This is a genomic window from Clostridium sp. Marseille-QA1073 (assembly GCF_054863625.1).
The window spans coordinates 1-17,786 of the sequence record NZ_JBSVQM010000035.1 but is presented as its reverse complement, the minus strand read 5'-3'; the positions used below and the strand labels follow the sequence as shown (position 1 = coordinate 17,786).

Sequence of the window (17,786 nt, the reverse complement as noted above, 5' to 3'; positions counted from 1 at the left end):
AATAACTGATTTTATTCATAATAAGATTAATAATACCTATATAAAAGACGAATATAAGAATATATTTTATTAAGAACATTTCTCTTGATAATTCAATTGAAAAGAATTATTATTTAATATGTTTATAAGAAAAAAATAAAGGAGTGATTTTGTGGCTCAACATTCACTATCAAGAACAGAGCTTTTAATTGGAAAAGCTCCATTAGATAAGTTAAAAGAAAGTAAAGTTGTAGTATTTGGAATAGGTGGAGTTGGAAGCTTTACTACAGAAGCATTAGCAAGAAGTGGTGTAGGAACACTTGTATTAATAGATGATGATGAAATATGTTTAACTAATATAAATAGACAAATACATGCAACCTATAAAACTATAGGGAAAAGTAAAGTGGAAACTATGAAAAATAGAATTCTTGAGATAAATCCTAAATGTAATGTTATAACTCATCAAACCTTTGTAACTAAGGATAATATTCAAGAGATAATTACAGATGATGTAGATTATGTAGTAGATGCTATAGATACAGTATCATCTAAAATAGCTTTAATAGTTTATTGCGATGAAAAGAATATACCAATAATAAGTTCTATGGGAACAGGTAATAAGTTAGATCCTACTCAATTTAAAATAGCAGATATATACGATACAAAGATATGTCCATTAGCTAAAGTGATGAGACATGAGCTTAGAAAAAGAGGAATTAGAAAAACTAAAGTACTATATTCTGAAGAGATACCAAGAAAACCTAAAACAGAAGATGTTATAACTTGCAAAACAGGTTGTGTATGTACTGGTGGTTCTAAAAAATGTACTGCAAAGCGACAAATACCAGGAAGCATATCTTTTGTACCACCAGTTGCGGGAATGATAATAGGTGGAGAAGTTATAAATGATTTAATAGAAGAAGCTCTTAAATTAGAAAACAGTAGAAAAGTATTAAGATTATAATTTGAGATATTACAAAATAACTAGTTAGTATGCTAGTTATTTTCTTTCCTATAGATAAATAAAAGTATAGATTATAAAGTAGAGTTAATCTGTATCTTGTTATGTATAAAATATAATAAATATTTATTATATTGAATAATTTATATATAATGTTATATTTTTGAATTAAATGTAATAAATATAGTTTTTTAAAAATTTATATCAAATTAATTAGACGAAATAATACATTATTTGTATTATTTTATAAATAACAAATAGCTAGTAAAACTAGGGCTTTTAGAAAATAAAAACGTTTTAGTAGCAAGATGTTTATTTCAAACAAATTAAAACAGTACTTGAAAAAAATTGAAAAAATACCTTTTCTATAATAGAATTAAGGTATAGAAATATTTAAATGATTTTACATAATAATATTGTTATAGTTCAGGATGAAATTTTGAAAGATATCATTAAAGTAATGTAGTTTTGGAAATTCGAATATATACAACTGAATCTTAGTTTTAAAAAGGTTAGTAATTTTTCTTTAATAGAAATTTAAATTTGATATGTTTGTATAATATATAATAAATAAAAAATCGTAACTTGGATATCTCTTAAAAGAATTTATTTCTATGGAGTTATCTTTTAATTGATGAGGTGGGTTTTTCATATAATATTAAAATTGTAAATCTACAATTGATTTAAAGCAAGATAATACATTAAAGATAAATTTGTTAAATAATATTTTAGAGGTAAATTTTAGGATATGCATTATATATTGAACAAGAAAAAAGTATAGAATAAAGGGTTTAACTTTAAAGGAGGTTTTTAGCTAATAGATATATAATATCATAAATTTTATATTGTAGCTTATATTTGTTAAACCTCATCATAATCTTATAGTGTAACTTTTCATAATTATAAAGATAAAGCGTATATGGGATATAAATTTAAGGAATTGGTAGTTGAAAGGCTTAGGGGTTAATAAGCTCTGCTAATTAAAAGGGGATAAGTAAATGGAGATACTTAAGGAGTTTATAATTAGCTTTATTGAAGGAATTTGTATGTTAATATTATGGAGAAAACTAGGACTAAGAAATTATTTGCTTAAAAACACTCTCATAATAGCTATAGGAGCATTAGTTATGTCACTAATTAACTTTAATATATATGTTGAAGTGATTTTAAGTCAATTAGTTATACTGCTTTTAATTTCATGTTCATAAGAAGAATATTATTAAAACATGTATAGAATTCTTAATAGTTTTATCTTTAAATATAATACTTCAATTAATAGGTGTAGGCATTTTTAAATTTTTAATTGGGACTTATAATAATACCTATTACTATAATTTAATAATTCAGTTAAGCATTTTTGTGTTTACATATATAATGTGTAACGTTGTTTTTAAAAATAAAATCTACTACATAGAAAATATAGATAAAAAAGCAGTAGGTTTTTTTGTAATCAACTTATTAAGTTATATATTAATTTTAAAAATAATATGGAATTTTAATGAAAATATAATTTTAAAAAATATGGTTAAAATAATTTTTCTTATATCATCAATATTCATATTTAATATATTAATGTATTCTTATGTTACAAAAATTGAAAAACAAAAGAATAATGCTAAGGCACAAGAACAATATAATAATATATTAAAAAGTCTAACCGAAGAGATAAGGCAACGGCAGCATGACTTTAGGAATCATCTAAATATTATTAATGGATTAGCACAAGTTAGTGATGAGAAAGAAGTTAAAGATAAGATAAAAGCTTATATAGGAAAACTGAGTAATTCTATGATGGATATAGAAAAAATAATATACATAGATAATACAATAATTAGAGCAATTATATATAGTAAATTTCAAGAGGCAAAAAAGAAAAACATTGGATTTTCCTATTGTATAACAAGTTCACTAGATAATATGCCATTAGAAGAGTTTCAGATGTCAGAGATACTGAGTAATTTAATTGATAACGCTTTTGAAGCAGTTGAGAGCCAAGAGGATCAATTAATAGAAGTAGAGATATATGAAGAAGAGGATAGTAGTGTAATTGAAGTTAGAAATAGTGGAATAACAGTACAACCTGAAAATGTAGAGAAAATATTTGAAAGAGGTTTTTCTACTAAAGGCGGAAAAGGTCGAGGATATGGCCTTTACAATGTAAAAAGAATTGTAGAGGGCACAGGGGGAAGTGCTCAGATATATTTAGAAGATAATTATACTGTTTTTAAATTAATGATAAGGAATAAAAAAGCATGATAAGAATCATGCTTTTTTCTACCATTCATTTAAAAAGTTATATAATGCAGGGTATACATTAAGATTTGATAATAGCATCATATATTCGTCCATTGCCTTAGGATTTTCTTCTCTTTTCTTTATAGCTCTTATCATTAAATTTTTAGGAGTTTCTAATGGAGATATATATTCTACTACGGAAACATCATAACCTTTTGCTTCAAGCATTAAACTTCTCATTCCATCAGTTAATATATCTGCCATTCGTGCTTTAAATACTCCATGTTTTAATATAGATTTGAAAGGTTCAAAACTATATTGGTCTAACATTTCTCTATGGCAGCAAGGAACTGCTATTATTATGTCTGAATCTACCTTTATTCCTAATGCTAAGGCCATATCTGTTGCAGTATCACAAGCATGAAGAGATATAACTACATGAATTTTTTTATCTGGTGTATAGTTTTTTATATCTATAGCATGAAACTCCATATTTCTATATCCTAAGTTTTGTGCCATTTTTTTAGAACTTTCAATAACTCCTTCAGAATAGTCCAAACCTATAAAATGACATTTTCTTTTTTTTACTTCTGTTAGATAGTAGTTAAGTACAAAAGATAAATAAGATTTACCACAACCACAATCTAATATGTTTATGGGAGTATTTTTAGGCAAGTCATCTAATATGCCTTCTAAAAGCTCTACATAGTGATCGATTTGATTATATTTTCTTATTTTATCATTCTTTATTTTGCCTTCTTTACTCATTATTCCAATTTCTTTAAGAAGTGAATCAGCTTTTCCTACTTTTATATAATAATCTCTATTTAATATTGTAGAAGTATTTCCATGGAAATTTGAGCCTTTTTTGTTGGAGATATTAGGGGGAGAAAGGGTTTCTTCATCTTCTACATCTACAGTTTTCATAGTTACATTTTTGTTATCAGCGGTTATCAAAATAATTTCTCCTCGCTCACTATAGGTCAAAGATATAGAGTCATAATTTTCAGCTTCTTTTATTACTTCATTAAATAGTTCAGATATAGTTAAAACTTTTGTTGTTCCATTAAAGTTATAATTTAATTTATCATCCTCAAAATTTGCTATACCTTTAAAGTTTTTTAACCCAGCAGCATAATTAACTGTTATATGTTTGAAAATCGCCTTATTTTCCTCAAATCTATTTTCTAACCCCATTAAAAAGAGTTTTAATTTATTAATATTAGCCTTATTCATGTTATCAAACCTCTCGCTTATTTTTATTATAAGTATATCAAAATACTTTATTTTCTAAAAGAATAAAGTATCTTAGTTATATTTTATCCAATACTAAATTTTTAAAATATAATGTTACAAATCTGTTGAAGTATTCAATAAGTAATAATTATACTATATAATTATTACTTGAGGGGGAAGATTTATTTGAAAAAAAGAAATAACCTGATGATAGTAATTTTTATGTTTATAACCATGATTTTAATAGCTATATCAGATAATATAAAGGGTGTTTTAATTCCTGCATTATAAAGAAGATTTTTCAATAAATAATTCCAGCGTAGGTTATATGATTACAATTGGATATATAGAATATATTTCTTTTACATATATAGGAGGATTACTTTGTGAAAAAATAAGTCAGAAAAAAGTATTCTTATTAGAGCTAGGGATATGTACTATTACTTTATTTTTATTTTCACAGATATCAAGTTATATTATGCTTCTAATATGTATGTTTTTATTAAATGTTGGAATAGGTCTACTTAGTATCAGCATTAATACTCTTTCGCCTATTGTTGCTATGAGCTTTCAGGCAATAATAATGAATGCCACTCATTTTTGTTATGAATTAGGTTCAGCAGTAGGACAATATACAACAGATAATTTATTAGAAAATGGAGTAAATTGCAGAAGTATTTATTTAGTTATAGCTATACTTTTTGCAATTGCTTTTATAGTATTTATATTCGTTAAAAGACCACAGGCACATATAAAGAAAGGGAATAATAAAGTAAACCTATTACGAATTTTTAAAAATAAGATGGTTTATTTTTATATACTTACGTTAGGTTTTTATTGTTTTCCGGAGAGTGGTACATCAAATTCGTTAGTAAATTTTATATAAGAAAGCTATAGCTTTAGCTATAAACAAAGTTCTACATATCTATCAATATTTTTTGCTACACTTACTGTAAGAAGATTATTAGGTGGCTTTGTAGTAGAAAAAAAGGGGATACTTAAATTCAGTAATCATGTCTTTATTTATAGGACTTATTTTATATGTATCAGGGATAATAATAGGTAGCAAAACCATAGGTTAGTTTGTATATCAGGGTTATTTTTTCTATAGCTTATCCTACTGTAGTTATTACTATAAGTAAGACTTTTAAGGACGATGCAATATATGTTACAGGGGTTATAATTACAGCAGCAAGCATTATAAATATGGTACTAAATAATATTATAGCTAAACTTAATGATTTAATCAGTTCAAATTTAGCTTTTTATGCAATACCTATGAGTTTACTAATATCTATAATCTTTGTGTCATTAATTTATAAAGATACTAAAAAAACTTTAGCTTAAGGTAGGGATTTTATAATGAATAAAGGAAAATGGGTTAGTTTAAATTTAGCAAATGGAAGTAGAAGAGACTACATAATAAGAGATGGTTTAGGTATAACTATAGGAAGAATATATATAATAGAAATAGATAGTGACAATAAAAGTTGTTTGTTTAGGCTGAAGTTTTATAAAAGTAAAGAGGAAAGCTATGACTATTTAAAGGATACTATTACTCTTATTTTAAATATATTATTTAAAAATAACAAAGTAAATAAGGTTAATGTACTTTGTGGAGAAGATATTAACTTAAATGCCTTTACTAATTTAGGATTTGAGCTTGAGGGAATTATATCAGATAATATAATACATAAATCAAAGTTAGAGCATGAACTTTTACTTGGTATAAATAAAAATAGTTATGAAAGAAACTATATGGAAAAAGAGTTAATTTTACATGGGAAAAGCATATACTTAAAGATATTAACACCAGAAGATTCAGAGGAAATATTAAATTATTATATTAGAAACAGAGAATATCTTACTCCTTTTGAGCCTTTAAGAGATGAAAATTTTTATACTTTAGAAGAGCAAGCTACAAGTTTAATTGAAAGTTATAAACAATTTATAAAGGGGCAAGCTGTCCATTTCGGAATTTATAAAGAAGGAAAATTTATAGGTAGAATTAAGATAAATAATATTATTATGGGTGTGTTTAGAAATGCATTTATTGGATACTCTATAGATGAAAATGAGCAAGGAAAAGGATATATGAAAGAAGCGGTAAAGCTTGCAATAGATTATGCTTATGAAGAATTAGAGCTTCATAGAATAGAAGCGAGTACAATGGTATCTAATGAAAAGTCACAAAGAGTATTGAAAAGTTGTGGATTTCAAAAACTAGGTATTAGCAAAGAATATTTATATATAAATGGTAAATGGCAAGATCATGTTGTTTTTTATAGAAATAAAAAATAGTAAGTATTGGGTTTACTTTTGTAGAGTATAGTAGTATTATAGATATGGTGATAATATAATTCACTAGAAACTTAATAAATCTTGTTAGGTGAGGTTACTGTATGAAAATATGCCACTGCCCAGAAATGTCCAGAGACACCAATGGGTTAGCAGATACTATCGAATTAAGGTTTTATCTAATGTGGCTGAGAATTTCTCTACGTCTTACAGAGCTAAAACTCAACGAGTTGAGTGTGCTTTGCATTAATGCACTTTATTGGAGCTTTTAATTTGAGTGTTCTAATCTCTTTACTCGTGGAGTAAAGAGATTTTTAATTTTGATTTTGGAGGTGGCTATCATGGAAGATGGCGGGAGTTATAGTATTTTGAAAAAATTAATATTCACTGCTATTCATGTAGTCACAAAAAAGATGAATAGCAGTGCCTAATAGGAGGTATTGCATATGGAATTCAAAAAAGTATTAGATTTAATTAAAGCAAGTAAATTTGTTGATGCAAGAAACTTATTAATTGAGGAAAAATCAGTAGATATTGCTCAATTTTTAGAAGAAGTAGATAGAGATAAAATGCTAATTATATTTAGGATTTTACCAAAAGATATAGCTACTGAAGTATTTTCTTATATGTCTACAGAAGATGTACAATATATTATAGAAGCTATAACAGATGATGAGCTTAGTCATATAGTTGATAAATTATTTTTAGACGATACTGTAGATATATTAGAAGAATTACCTGCAAATGTTGTTAAAAAGGTTCTTAAAAACACTAAAGAAGGTAAAAGAAGATTAATTAATACCTTTTTAAATTACCCAGATAATTCTGCAGGTAGCATAATGACTATAGAATATGTAAGACTTAGAAAAGAAATGACAGTAAAGGAAGCTGTTGATCATATTAAAAGAACAGGGCTAAACAAGGAAACAATAGACACCTGCTATGTAACTAATGAAAAGAGAAAACTAGAAGGTGTATTATCTATTAGAGATTTAATATTAAATGATGATAATGAAATCATTAAAAATATAATGGATGATAATGTTATTTGCACTCATACATTAGATGACCAAGAAGAAGTAGCAGATTTATTTAAAAAATATGACTTTTTAGCAATGCCAGTAGTAGATAATGAAAATAGATTAGTTGGTATTATAACTATAGATGATATAGTAGATATTATAGAACAAGAAAATACAGAGGATTTTCAAAAGATGGCTGCGATGGGGCCTTCAGAAGAAGAATATTTAAAAACTAGTGTATTTAATTTAGCTAAGAATAGAATAGTATGGCTGTTAGTTCTTATGATATCAGCTACATTTACAGGGAATATAATTAAAAGATATGATGAAGTATTACAATCAGTGGTTATATTAGCAGCATTTATACCAATGCTAATGGATACAGGTGGAAATGCAGGATCACAAGCTTCAACTCTTGTTATAAGGGGATTAGCTTTAGGGGAAATTGAATTAAGTGATGTATTTAAAGTGCTATGGAAAGAACTAAGAGTTAGTATTGTTGTTGGTATTGTACTATCAGGAGTAAACTTTTTAAGAGTATATTTTTTAGAAAAAGTAGAATTATATGTAGCAATAACAGTATGTACAACTTTATTTTTTACAGTAATAATAGCGAAAGTAGTAGGATGTGTTCTTCCTATAGTTGCTAAAAAGTTAAAACTAGACCCAGCTATAATGGCTAGTCCATTAATAACTACTATTGTTGATGCTTTAGCGTTAATAATATATTTTGCAATGGCAGCGATGTTTTTAGGAATATAAAAAAAGGATTGGTGAGATAAACCAATCCTTTTTTCTATGCATGTAAGTTTGTTATAAACTTTATAGTACTTCTTTAACCATATTTAGTACAGCAATCATATATTTTATTAAATTTTACTTCTCATTATATTTATTTTTTTAATCAGTAGCAAAATATTATTATAATCTCAAGAAATTATAATTATCATTTTATATCAAATTTGTATCAAAGATAAACCAATTATAAAATTAAGTTTAAAGTTTTACTTTAAGATTTAATTTTTAATTATATGTGTTTTATTATGGATTTATAGGATAAAATGATAAATGAAGAACAAGTAAAATAAAACTATCCCAGGTGTATCATTATAAAAAAAAACTAGAAATATAAAGAAAAATAGAGAATGTTAAATTTAATAGTGAATTATAAGATATAAAGCATAAATGTGTAATATACTTTATGATAATATATTCCTTGTCGCTGCGACACAGACTCGATAGTGACAAGCTGTTCAATTAACTTTTTAAATTAAATTAAAAAAGTTGTTGACAAGCAAAAAAATAAGTGATAAACTGATTAAGCAGTCGAAAAACGACGGTAAAAATTACTAAATAATTTGGTCTTTGAAAATTAAACAGAGAAATAGGTAAAACCAGTTAATTCATTGAGTTTCGAAAGAAACTTAAAATGACTATTAATAGTCAGCAAACTTTACTTGAGCAATCAAGATACAAACTTTTAAATTGAGAGTTTGATCCTGGCTCAGGACGAACGCTGGCGGCGTGCCTAACACATGCAAGTCGAGCGATGAAGCTCCTTCGGGAGTGGATTAGCGGCGGACGGGTGAGTAACACGTGGGTAACCTGCCTCATAGAGGGGAATAGCCTCCCGAAAGGGAGATTAATACCGCATAAAGTATGAAGGTCGCATGACTTTTGTACCAAAGGAGCAATCCGCTATGAGATGGACCCGCGGCGCATTAGCTAGTTGGTGAGGTAACAGCTCACCAAGGCGACGATGCGTAGCCGACCTGAGAGGGTGATCGGCCACATTGGAACTGAGACACGGTCCAGACTCCTACGGGAGGCAGCAGTGGGGAATATTGCGCAATGGGGGAAACCCTGACGCAGCAACGCCGCGTGAATGAAGAAGGCCTTAGGGTTGTAAAGTTCTGTCATATGGGAAGATAATGACGGTACCATATGAGGAAGCCACGGCTAACTACGTGCCAGCAGCCGCGTACGCTTTTGTGCGGCAAAGCAAGCGTCCCGTGGACTTACCGGGCGTAAAAAGGATGCGGTGAAGAGGACATTTAAGTCAGATGTGAAATACCCGGGCTCAACTTGGGTGCTGCATTTGAAACTGGGTGTCTAGAGTGCAGGAGAGGAAAGCGGAATTCCTAGTGTAGCGGTGAAATGCGTAGAGATTAGGAAGAACACCAGTGGCGAAGGCGGCTTTCTGGACTGTAACTGACGCTGAGGCATGAAAGCGTGGGGAGCAAACAGGATTAGATACCCTGGTAGTCCACGCCGTAAACGATGAATACTAGGTGTAGGAGGTATCGACCCCTTCTGTGCCGCAGTTAACACAATAAGTATTCCGCCTGGGGAGTACGATCGCAAGATTAGGAAAACCTGAAGGAATTGACGGGGCTCGCCGCTAGTGGTTACGCTGTGGTTTAATTCGAAGCAACGCGAAGAACCTTACCTAGACTTGACATCCCCTGAATTACCTGTAATGAGGGAAGCCCTTCGGGGCAGGGAGACAGGTGGTGCATGGTTGTCGTCAGCTCGTGTCGTGAGATGTTGGGTTAAGTCCCGCAACGAGCGCAACCCTTATCATTAGTTGCTACCATTAAGTTGAGCACTCTAGTGAGACTGCCCGGGTTAACCGGGAGGAAGGTGGGGATGACGTCAAATCATCATGCCCCTTATGTCTAGGGCTACACACGTGCTACAATGGTTGGTACAACAAGATGCAAGACCGTGAGGTGGAGCTAAACTTAAAAACCAATCCCAGTTCGGATTGTAGGCTGAAACTCGCCTACATGAAGCGGGAGTTGCTAGTAATCGCGAATCAGCATGTCGCGGTGAATACGTTCCCGGGCCTTGTACACACCGCCCGTCACACCATGAGAGCTGGTAACACCCGAAGTCCGTGAGGTAACCGCAAGGAGCCAGCGGCCGAAGGTGGGATTAGTGATTGGGGTGAAGTCGTAACAAGGTAGCCGTAGGAGAACCTGCGGCTGGATCACCTCCTTTCTAGGGAGTCGACGTAGTTGGTAACTCTTCTACGAAAACTGGTACTATCTCTGTTTAATTTTGAGCGACCAAGGTCCTACGGGACAGAGGAAAAGCTCAATTGTTCTTTGAAAATTGCACAGTGAAAATATTTGTTTAAATATCCTTTAAATTTAAAAGATAAATAAACAATTTCGTCAAGACAAACAGAAATAAGTTTAAAAACAAAGTTTTTGAATTCTATTTATGCGAATTTGTATAATTGATTTTTAGATAGGTCAAGCTACAAAGGGCGCAGGGTGAATGCCTTGGCACTAGGAGCCGAAGAAGGACGTGATAAGCTGCGATAAGCTTTGGGTAGACGCAAATAGTCTGTGATCCAAAGATTTCCGAATGGGGAAACCTACATGGCTACGCCATGTACTATATGCTGAATACATAGGTATATAGAGGTAAACCCGGGGAACTGAAACATCTAAGTACCCGGAGGAAGAGAAAGAAAAATCGATTTCCTAAGTAGCGGCGAGCGAAAGGGAAAGAGCCCAAACCTAAGCCTTTGGCTTGGGGGTTGAGGACAGAACATAAAAGAGGTGGCTATTGTAACTGAAGATAGCTGGAAAGCTACTCCGTAGAAGGTAATAGACCTGTAAGTGAAACGAGAAGACCTTAAGTTCTGATCCAGAGTACCACGAGACACGTGAAACCTTGTGGGAAGCAGGGAGGACCACCTCCCAAGGCTAAATACTACCTAGTGACCGATAGTGGAGAAGTACCGTGAGGGAAAGGTGAAAAGAACCCCGGGAGGGGAGTGAAATAGAACCTGAAACCCTGTGCCTACAACCGATCGAAGCACTTTATATGTGTGACGATGTGCTTTTTGTAGAACGAGCCAACGAGTTACGATATGTAGCGAGGTTAAGTACTTAAGGTACGGAGCCGAAGGGAAACCGAGTCTGAATAGGCGCAAAGTTGCATGTCGTAGACCTGAAATCGGGTGACCTATCCATGGCCAGGTTGAAGCGAGTAAAATCTCGTGGAGGACCGAACCACGTTGGTGTTGAAAAACCATGGGATGAGCTGTGGATAACGGGAGAAATTCCAATCGAACTCGGAGATAGCTGGTTCTCCTCGAAATAGCTTTAGGGCTAGCGTCGATTAATTGAGTAATGGAGGTAGAGCACTGAATAGGCTAGGGGGCATATCGCTTACCGAACCTTATCAAACTCCGAATGCCATATACTTTTATTTCGGCAGTCAGACTGCGAATGATAAGATCCGTAGTCAAAAGGGAAACAGCCCAGACCATCAGCTAAGGTCCCAAAGTGTAAGTTAAGTGGTAAAGGATGTGGGATTTCTAAGACAACTAGGATGTTAGCGAAGCAGCCACTCATTCAAAGAGTGCGTAATAGCTCACTAGTCAAGAGATCTCGGTGCCGAAGATGTCCGGGGCTAAACTACCACCGAAGCTATGGGTGTACACTACGTGTACGCGGTAGAGGAGCTTTCTGCATTGGCTGAAGTCGTACCGGAAGGAGCGGTGGACGATGCAGAAGTGAGAATGTTGGCATAAGTAGCGAGAGACAGGTGAGAATCCTGTCGGTCGAAAACCTAAGGTTTCCTGAGGAAGGCTCGTCCGCTCAGGGTTAGTCGGGACCTAAGCCGAGGCCGAAAGGCGTAGGTGATGGACAACAGGTTGATATTCCTGTACCACTAGCAGACGTTATTACAAATGGGGTGACGCAGGAGGATAAGATGTGCTAGCTATTGATAGTCTAAGCGTTTAGGTATGTAGGATAGGCAAATCCACCTACATTAGCTGAGGCGTGATGGGGAAGCCCTTAGGTAAGTAGTGCATCTGACCGACAGTTGCCAAGAAAAGCCTCTATGGAGGAAGCTTATGCCCGTACCGCAAACCGACACAGGTAGGTGAGGAGAGAATCCTAAGACCATCGGAAGAATTGCTGTTAAGGAACTCGGCAAATTGACCCCGTAACTTCGGGAGAAGGGGTGCCTACGCAAGTAGGCCGCAGAGAATAGGCCCAAGCAACTGTTTAGCAAAAACACGTTAGGTTCCTGCTAAGCAGAAAAGCTGATGTATAGGGGCCGACGCCTGCCCGGTGCTGGAAGGTTAAGGGGATTGCTTAGTGCAAACGAAGGCACGAACTTAAGCCCCCAGTAAACGCGGCCGTAACTATAACGGTCCTAAGGTAGCGAAATTCCTTGTCGGGTAAGTTCCGACCCCCCCACGAATGGCGTAATGATTTGGGCAATTGCTCCCAACAGTAACTAAGGAAATTGTAGTGCAAGTGAAGATGCTTGCTACCCGCGATTGGACGGAAAGACCTCAGAGCCATCGGTAATTTAAGATTGAGTTTCCGGTACTATCTGTACAGGATAGGTGGGAGACTTGGAAGCAAGGGCGTCAGCCTTTGTGGAGTCATCCTTGGGATACCACCCTGATAGTACTGGAATTCTAACCGGAGGCCTTGAATCAGGTCACGGGACATTGTTAGGTGGGCAGTTTGACTGGGGCGGTCGCCTCCAAAAAAGTAACGGAGGCGCCCAAAGGTTCCCTCAGAACGGTCGGAAATCGTTCGAAGAGTGCAAAGGCAGAAGGGAGCCTGACTGCGACACAGACAAGTGAGCAGGTCGAAAGTCGGGCTTAGTGGATCCGGTGGTTCCTCGGGAGGGCCATCGCTCAACGGATAAAAGCCACCGGGGATGAGGTATTGATCTCCCCAAGAGTCCACATCGACGGGGAGGTTTGGCACCCTCGATGTCGGCTCGTCGCATCCTGGGGCTGAAGTAGGTCCCAAGGCTGGGCTGTTCGCCCATTAAAGGGTACGCGAGCTGGGTTCAGAACGTCGTGAGACAGTTCGGTCCCTATCCGTCGCGGGTGAACGAAGGGGAGCTGTCCTTAGTACGAGAGGACCGGGACATGGACAGACCTCTGCGGCTCAGTTGTCACGCCAGTGGCACAGCTGGGTAGCTATGTCTGGAAGGGATAAACGCTGAAAGCATCTAAGCGTGAAGCCCCCCCTAAGATGAGATTTCCCATAACATAAGTTAGTAAGACTCCTGGAAGAACACCAGGTTGATAGGTGAGAGGTGTAAGCATGGTAACATGTTCAGCTGACTCATACTAATAAGTCGAGGGCTTGACCTAATTAATTTCACTGTGCAATTTTCAGAGAATAATTTCTTTGAAGCTTATATAAATTTTTAAAATTTGATAGAAACGAGTAATACAAGGAAACAAATGAGTGAGGAGTGGAGTTTACTAATGGTAAATGAGCACCACAGCGAATGCAGTTGACGAAGTAGTACGACGTTTATAACAAATTTAGATCTGGTGATGATGGTCCTAAGGGTAACACCCCTTTCCATTCCGAACAGGCAGGTTAAGCCTTAGGACGCCGAGAGTACTGCACGGGAGACTGTGTGGGAGGGTAGGTTGTTGCCAGGTAATGTTAGCTAAGTTTTCTTAGCTAACAATATGGTTCACTAGCTCAGTCGGTAGAGCACATGACTTTTAATCATGGTGTCCGGGGTTCGATCCCCCGGTGAGCCACCAAAGCTTAGTACAAAGTACTAAGCTTTTTTTAGCTTTATGAAAAAAGAATTAAGAGTTTCTTCTAATTAAATCGCTGAATTTTATATATAGTAATGCTATCTATGGAGTACTACAATTTTCTTTAACTCAAATTTCAGATTTCTAAGATAAGTAAATTTAAGAAATAGGCATCAATAATCTTTCATTCTTAACTTTTAATTGGTAAAAATCCCTGATAATTAGTTACAAATTTTCATATTTAGAAGTTTATGTTTTAAAGTAAATAAAATGAAATGTAAAATAATTAAAGTTTACAATTTTATATCATAATTTGTCGAAATGTTCTTTTAAATCTATGAAGATATATTTATAATAATTATTATTAACATATATAAATACAAGCTCACAAATTATATTTATGTAGATTACTTCTATTTATAATACAAAATTTGAGACTATATGTATTTTTATGTATAATGTTTTAAAATAGTATTAAAAATTTTCTGCAGAATTTGATAAAAAACATTTATATTTTATTGAAAGTAGAGATATTTTATCATAATATCTCAATATGTGACGAATACAATGTATACATGCATATAATTGCTATAGAATATAAATATAGGAAATTTAACATATACTATTTAATAGGATAATAAGAAGGGAGATTTTATGTTAGCATTAGTTTTAAGTGATGTATTTAATAATGAATTTATACAAGCTATAGTGAGAAATCCATTATATGTAACATGGAGAAAGATTGCTATTGCTGTTGGAGTATTTGTATTAATACTATTTTTAAGAAATATATTTACTAAGTATGTGATGAAAGCATTAATGAAAGTTTTATCTAAAGCTGGAATTAAAGGTGCTTTAAAAATAGTGCAAGCTTTTGAAAGACCATTAAGAAACTTTTTTTTAATATTAGGTTTTTATATAGTAGCTATGGCTTTTAGGGAGATGCTTTATTTAAGTCCTAAAATAATACAAAGAATATTTGATAGCTCAGTTATTATATTGATAGCTCAAGGATTTATGAATTTAACAGAGGATTCATCACTAATATTCGATAAAATGGAGAATTATGATGTTAAAGTAGATAAAATATTATATCCTTTTATATCAAAAACATTAAAGCTTATAATTATAGCTTTAGCAATATATATGATTGCTGAAAAATGGGAATATAATCTAAAAGCATTTATTACAGGATTAGGATTAGGAGGATTAGCATTTGCTTTAGCATCAAAAGATGCTGCTTCTAATATTATTGCAGGAATTATAATAATATTAGACAAACCTTTTTCGATTGGAGACTGGATTCAGTGTAAAGGACTAGAAGGTTCTATTGAAGATATTTCATTTAGAAGTACTAAGATTAGAACTGTTGATGAGGCATTAATTACAGTACCTAATTCAATTCTAGCTAATGATTCAATATTTAATTTTAATAGAAGAGATAAAAGAAGAATTAAATTTAATTTAGGGGTGACTTATAATACTCCTAAAGAAAAAATACAAACCTGTATTGATAAAATAAAGAAGATGTTGGAATTACATGAGGGTGTTGATAACGATGGTATCCTAGTTACTTTTGAAAATTTTAACATAAATAGTTTAGATATATCTATTTGTTATTACACTAGTAAGGCAGGACTTAAGGATTATTTAACTATTAAAGAAGAGATTAATTTTAAAATAATGGAGATACTGGAAGAAGAAAAAGTTTCAGTAGCTTTTCCTACAAGAAGTATATATATTGAAAATTCTCAAGAATAATATAATTTATTAGTAGTGTAGCAAATAGCATTAAAATACAGTTAAATATTATAAAATAAGTTGAGTTTATAAAAAAAGTATTAACAACCATAATTATTATAACACTAATTTTTCTATGTTTAGGTGGAGCATTTATTTACTCATCAATTGAAGAATTTATTATGATGAATGAATTTCCTGGCGATTTAATATCAAAGGTTGCTATGATTTTTATGCTAATATTTAGTATAATTCTAGTTTTACCACTTGTATATAATATGATTGAGAGAATTAAGGAAATTAAACGAGATGATGAAGATAATATTAGCAAATACTGATTATATTAATGGAAAAGAAATAGAGACAATATCTATAGTATAAGGATTCGTTGTATGATCTAAAAACCTAGGAAAAGATATATTAAGTGGACTTAAAACTTTAGTAGGTGAAGAGAGAGTAGACTATTCTCAAATGATGAATGAAGCTAGATTAATAGCAACAAAGAGAATGGGAGAAGAAGCTGAAAGCTTAGAAGCGGATGGAATTATTAATATAAGCTATACTACAAGCTCAATAATTAACGAAACTTCTGAAGTTATTTCTTATGGTACAGCAGTTAAATTTAATAAAAAAAGTAAAACCCTAATATTGGGGTTTTACTTTTTTTATGATAAAAGTTTTTTATTTAATATTGCATATTACATATGAATTATAGATAAATTATTGCTTTTGACTTTAAATAAGTATATATAATTTTACTATGATAAAGGATTAGAAAAACCTTTTCCTTGAACTTCAGCAGTGTCTATAATTGATACAAATGCAGAGCTATCAACAGATTTTATAATATGCTTAGTTTTAGGAAGCTGTCCTAAGGAGACTATACAATAAAGTACATTTCTTTTATCGTGAGTATAAGCGCCTTCACCATACAATACAGTAACTCCCCTACCTAATTCCTCCATAATAGCTTTTGTAACTTCTTTTTGCTTTTGAGTAATTATAAAAATCATTTTTTGGCTATTAAAGCCCTTAATAACTTTTTCCATAATAAAAGCAGTTGTATACATAGAGATAAGAGTATATAATCCAATATTAAAACCAAATAATAAACTTCCCACTGATACTATTATAAGATTTATTCCAAAACTTACAGAACCTAAGTTTATACCAAATTTCTTTTTCATATATACGCCTACTATATCTAATCCACCGGTTGAACCATGATTAGTAAATACTATTCCAAGACCAAGGCCATTTAAAACTCCACCATAAATACAATATAATAATAAATTTGATTCTGCTACAGGTGATAATACAGTATTTAAAGGTTGAGATATTATTAATCCTAAAGAAAGAGATAAAGTACCAAAGGCTGTTAAAACAGTAAATTTTTTATTTATTTTACGAGCACTTAAAATAAATAGTGGAATATTTAATATTAATATAGTGTAACCCATAGGGATTTTAGCTATGTACTGAAGTATTAAAGCTATACCAGAAAGCCCACCACTCAATAGGTTAGAAGGTATAATAAATAGGTTTATACCAACAGCACATATAAAACTACCTAACACTATCATAATGCAGAATTTAATAAGTTCCGATTTATTTATTCCTAAGTCTAATTTCATAAATAAAACCTCCTAACTAAAATTATTAAATAAATAATATGCTTAATTTATTTACTTTATCACAATTAAAAGATAATAAAAAGACTTTAAATAAAAATTTAAAGTCTAAAATAAATATAAAATAT

11 protein-coding genes, 1 tRNA gene, 3 rRNA genes, 1 pseudogene and 1 riboswitch are annotated in these 17,786 nt (G+C 32.2%); of the genes and pseudogenes, 14 read left to right on the top strand and 2 right to left on the bottom strand.

The features are described 5' to 3' along the window. Positions 1–151 precede the first annotated feature (151 nt). The 3 genes from ACY1IQ_RS19705 (at position 152) to ACY1IQ_RS19695 (ending at position 3,199) form a co-directional block, all read left to right on the top strand. Positions 152–946 carry a tRNA threonylcarbamoyladenosine dehydratase gene (locus tag ACY1IQ_RS19705; protein ID WP_461615589.1) on the top strand — a complete coding sequence of 265 codons (795 nt, stop codon included), beginning with the start codon at positions 152–154 and terminating at the stop codon, positions 944–946. A 995-nt stretch (positions 947–1,941) separates the two neighbouring features. Next, on the top strand, positions 1,942–2,151 hold the full coding sequence (locus tag ACY1IQ_RS19700; protein WP_461615588.1) for a hypothetical protein: 210 nt from the start codon (positions 1,942–1,944) through the stop codon (positions 2,149–2,151). 166 nt (positions 2,152–2,317) lie between these two features. Next, positions 2,318–3,199, top strand: a complete 882-nt coding sequence (locus tag ACY1IQ_RS19695) for a sensor histidine kinase (RefSeq protein WP_461615587.1) — start codon at positions 2,318–2,320, stop codon at positions 3,197–3,199. An 18-nt stretch (positions 3,200–3,217) separates the two neighbouring features. Here the strand turns inward: ACY1IQ_RS19695 and ACY1IQ_RS19690 are convergent, their stop codons facing one another. Then, positions 3,218–4,414 carry a class I SAM-dependent methyltransferase gene (locus ACY1IQ_RS19690; protein WP_461615586.1) on the bottom strand — a complete coding sequence of 399 codons (1,197 nt, stop codon included), beginning with the start codon at positions 4,412–4,414 and terminating at the stop codon, positions 3,218–3,220. Positions 4,415–4,742: 328 nt separating this feature from the next. Between ACY1IQ_RS19690 and ACY1IQ_RS19685 the strand changes: the two genes are divergently transcribed. From ACY1IQ_RS19685 to ACY1IQ_RS19635, 11 genes and pseudogenes are all read left to right on the top strand, one after another. Further along, complete coding sequence (locus ACY1IQ_RS19685) at positions 4,743–5,300, top strand: MFS transporter (RefSeq protein WP_461615585.1); 558 nt, start codon at positions 4,743–4,745, stop codon at positions 5,298–5,300. Positions 5,301–5,497: 197 nt separating this feature from the next. Next, positions 5,498–5,761 (top strand): hypothetical protein, encoded by a 264-nt coding sequence (locus tag ACY1IQ_RS19680; RefSeq protein ID WP_461615584.1) that lies wholly within the window; start codon positions 5,498–5,500, stop codon positions 5,759–5,761. A 15-nt stretch (positions 5,762–5,776) separates the two neighbouring features. Further along, on the top strand, positions 5,777–6,715 hold the full coding sequence (locus tag ACY1IQ_RS19675; RefSeq protein WP_461615583.1) for a GNAT family N-acetyltransferase: 939 nt from the start codon (positions 5,777–5,779) through the stop codon (positions 6,713–6,715). A 73-nt stretch (positions 6,716–6,788) separates the two neighbouring features. Next, positions 6,789–6,954, top strand: a riboswitch (M-box (ykoK) riboswitch). A gap of 204 nt (positions 6,955–7,158) precedes the next feature. Further along, positions 7,159–8,496 carry a magnesium transporter gene (gene mgtE / locus ACY1IQ_RS19670; RefSeq protein ID WP_461615582.1) on the top strand — a complete coding sequence of 446 codons (1,338 nt, stop codon included), beginning with the start codon at positions 7,159–7,161 and terminating at the stop codon, positions 8,494–8,496. A gap of 719 nt (positions 8,497–9,215) precedes the next feature. Then, a 16S ribosomal RNA gene (locus ACY1IQ_RS19665) occupies positions 9,216–10,737 on the top strand. 255 nt (positions 10,738–10,992) lie between these two features. Next, a 23S ribosomal RNA gene (locus tag ACY1IQ_RS19660) occupies positions 10,993–13,882 on the top strand. A gap of 182 nt (positions 13,883–14,064) precedes the next feature. After that, positions 14,065–14,182, top strand: a 5S ribosomal RNA gene (gene rrf, locus ACY1IQ_RS19655). The 16S, 23S and 5S rRNA genes sit together here with 1 tRNA gene alongside, the layout of an rRNA operon. Before the next feature lie 32 nt (positions 14,183–14,214). Continuing rightward, a tRNA-Lys gene (locus tag ACY1IQ_RS19650) sits at positions 14,215–14,290 on the top strand. Positions 14,291–14,941: 651 nt separating this feature from the next. Beyond that, positions 14,942–16,048 carry a mechanosensitive ion channel family protein gene (locus ACY1IQ_RS19645; RefSeq protein ID WP_461615581.1) on the top strand — a complete coding sequence of 369 codons (1,107 nt, stop codon included), beginning with the start codon at positions 14,942–14,944 and terminating at the stop codon, positions 16,046–16,048. 161 nt (positions 16,049–16,209) lie between these two features. Beyond that, positions 16,210–16,365 carry a hypothetical protein gene (locus ACY1IQ_RS19640; protein ID WP_461615580.1) on the top strand — a complete coding sequence of 52 codons (156 nt, stop codon included), beginning with the start codon at positions 16,210–16,212 and terminating at the stop codon, positions 16,363–16,365. After that, positions 16,346–16,651, top strand: a pseudogene (locus tag ACY1IQ_RS19635) (YbjQ family protein); the annotation flags it as partial. The gene ACY1IQ_RS19640 and the pseudogene ACY1IQ_RS19635, both read left to right, overlap by 20 nt. 134 nt (positions 16,652–16,785) lie before the next feature. Here ACY1IQ_RS19635 and ACY1IQ_RS19630 read toward each other — a convergent pair. Further along, positions 16,786–17,661 carry a YitT family protein gene (locus ACY1IQ_RS19630; RefSeq protein WP_461615579.1) on the bottom strand — a complete coding sequence of 292 codons (876 nt, stop codon included), beginning with the start codon at positions 17,659–17,661 and terminating at the stop codon, positions 16,786–16,788. Positions 17,662–17,786: the final 125 nt, after the last annotated feature.

Bases quoted from the DNA above. Each gene is read 5' to 3' on its own strand.
- ACY1IQ_RS19700 (WP_461615588.1), top strand. From the start codon at position 1,942: ATGGAGATACTTAAGGAGTTTATAATTAGCTTTATTGAAGGAATTTGT.
- ACY1IQ_RS19695 (WP_461615587.1), top strand. From the start codon at position 2,318: ATGTGTAACGTTGTTTTTAAAAATAAAATCTACTACATAGAAAATATA.
- ACY1IQ_RS19690 (WP_461615586.1), bottom strand. From the start codon at position 4,414: ATGAATAAGGCTAATATTAATAAATTAAAACTCTTTTTAATGGGGTTA.
- ACY1IQ_RS19685 (WP_461615585.1), top strand. From the start codon at position 4,743: ATGATTACAATTGGATATATAGAATATATTTCTTTTACATATATAGGA.
- ACY1IQ_RS19675 (WP_461615583.1), top strand. From the start codon at position 5,777: ATGAATAAAGGAAAATGGGTTAGTTTAAATTTAGCAAATGGAAGTAGA.
- mgtE (WP_461615582.1), top strand. From the start codon at position 7,159: ATGGAATTCAAAAAAGTATTAGATTTAATTAAAGCAAGTAAATTTGTT.
- ACY1IQ_RS19645 (WP_461615581.1), top strand. From the start codon at position 14,942: ATGTTAGCATTAGTTTTAAGTGATGTATTTAATAATGAATTTATACAA.
- ACY1IQ_RS19640 (WP_461615580.1), top strand. From the start codon at position 16,210: ATGATGAATGAATTTCCTGGCGATTTAATATCAAAGGTTGCTATGATT.
- ACY1IQ_RS19630 (WP_461615579.1), bottom strand. From the start codon at position 17,661: ATGAAATTAGACTTAGGAATAAATAAATCGGAACTTATTAAATTCTGC.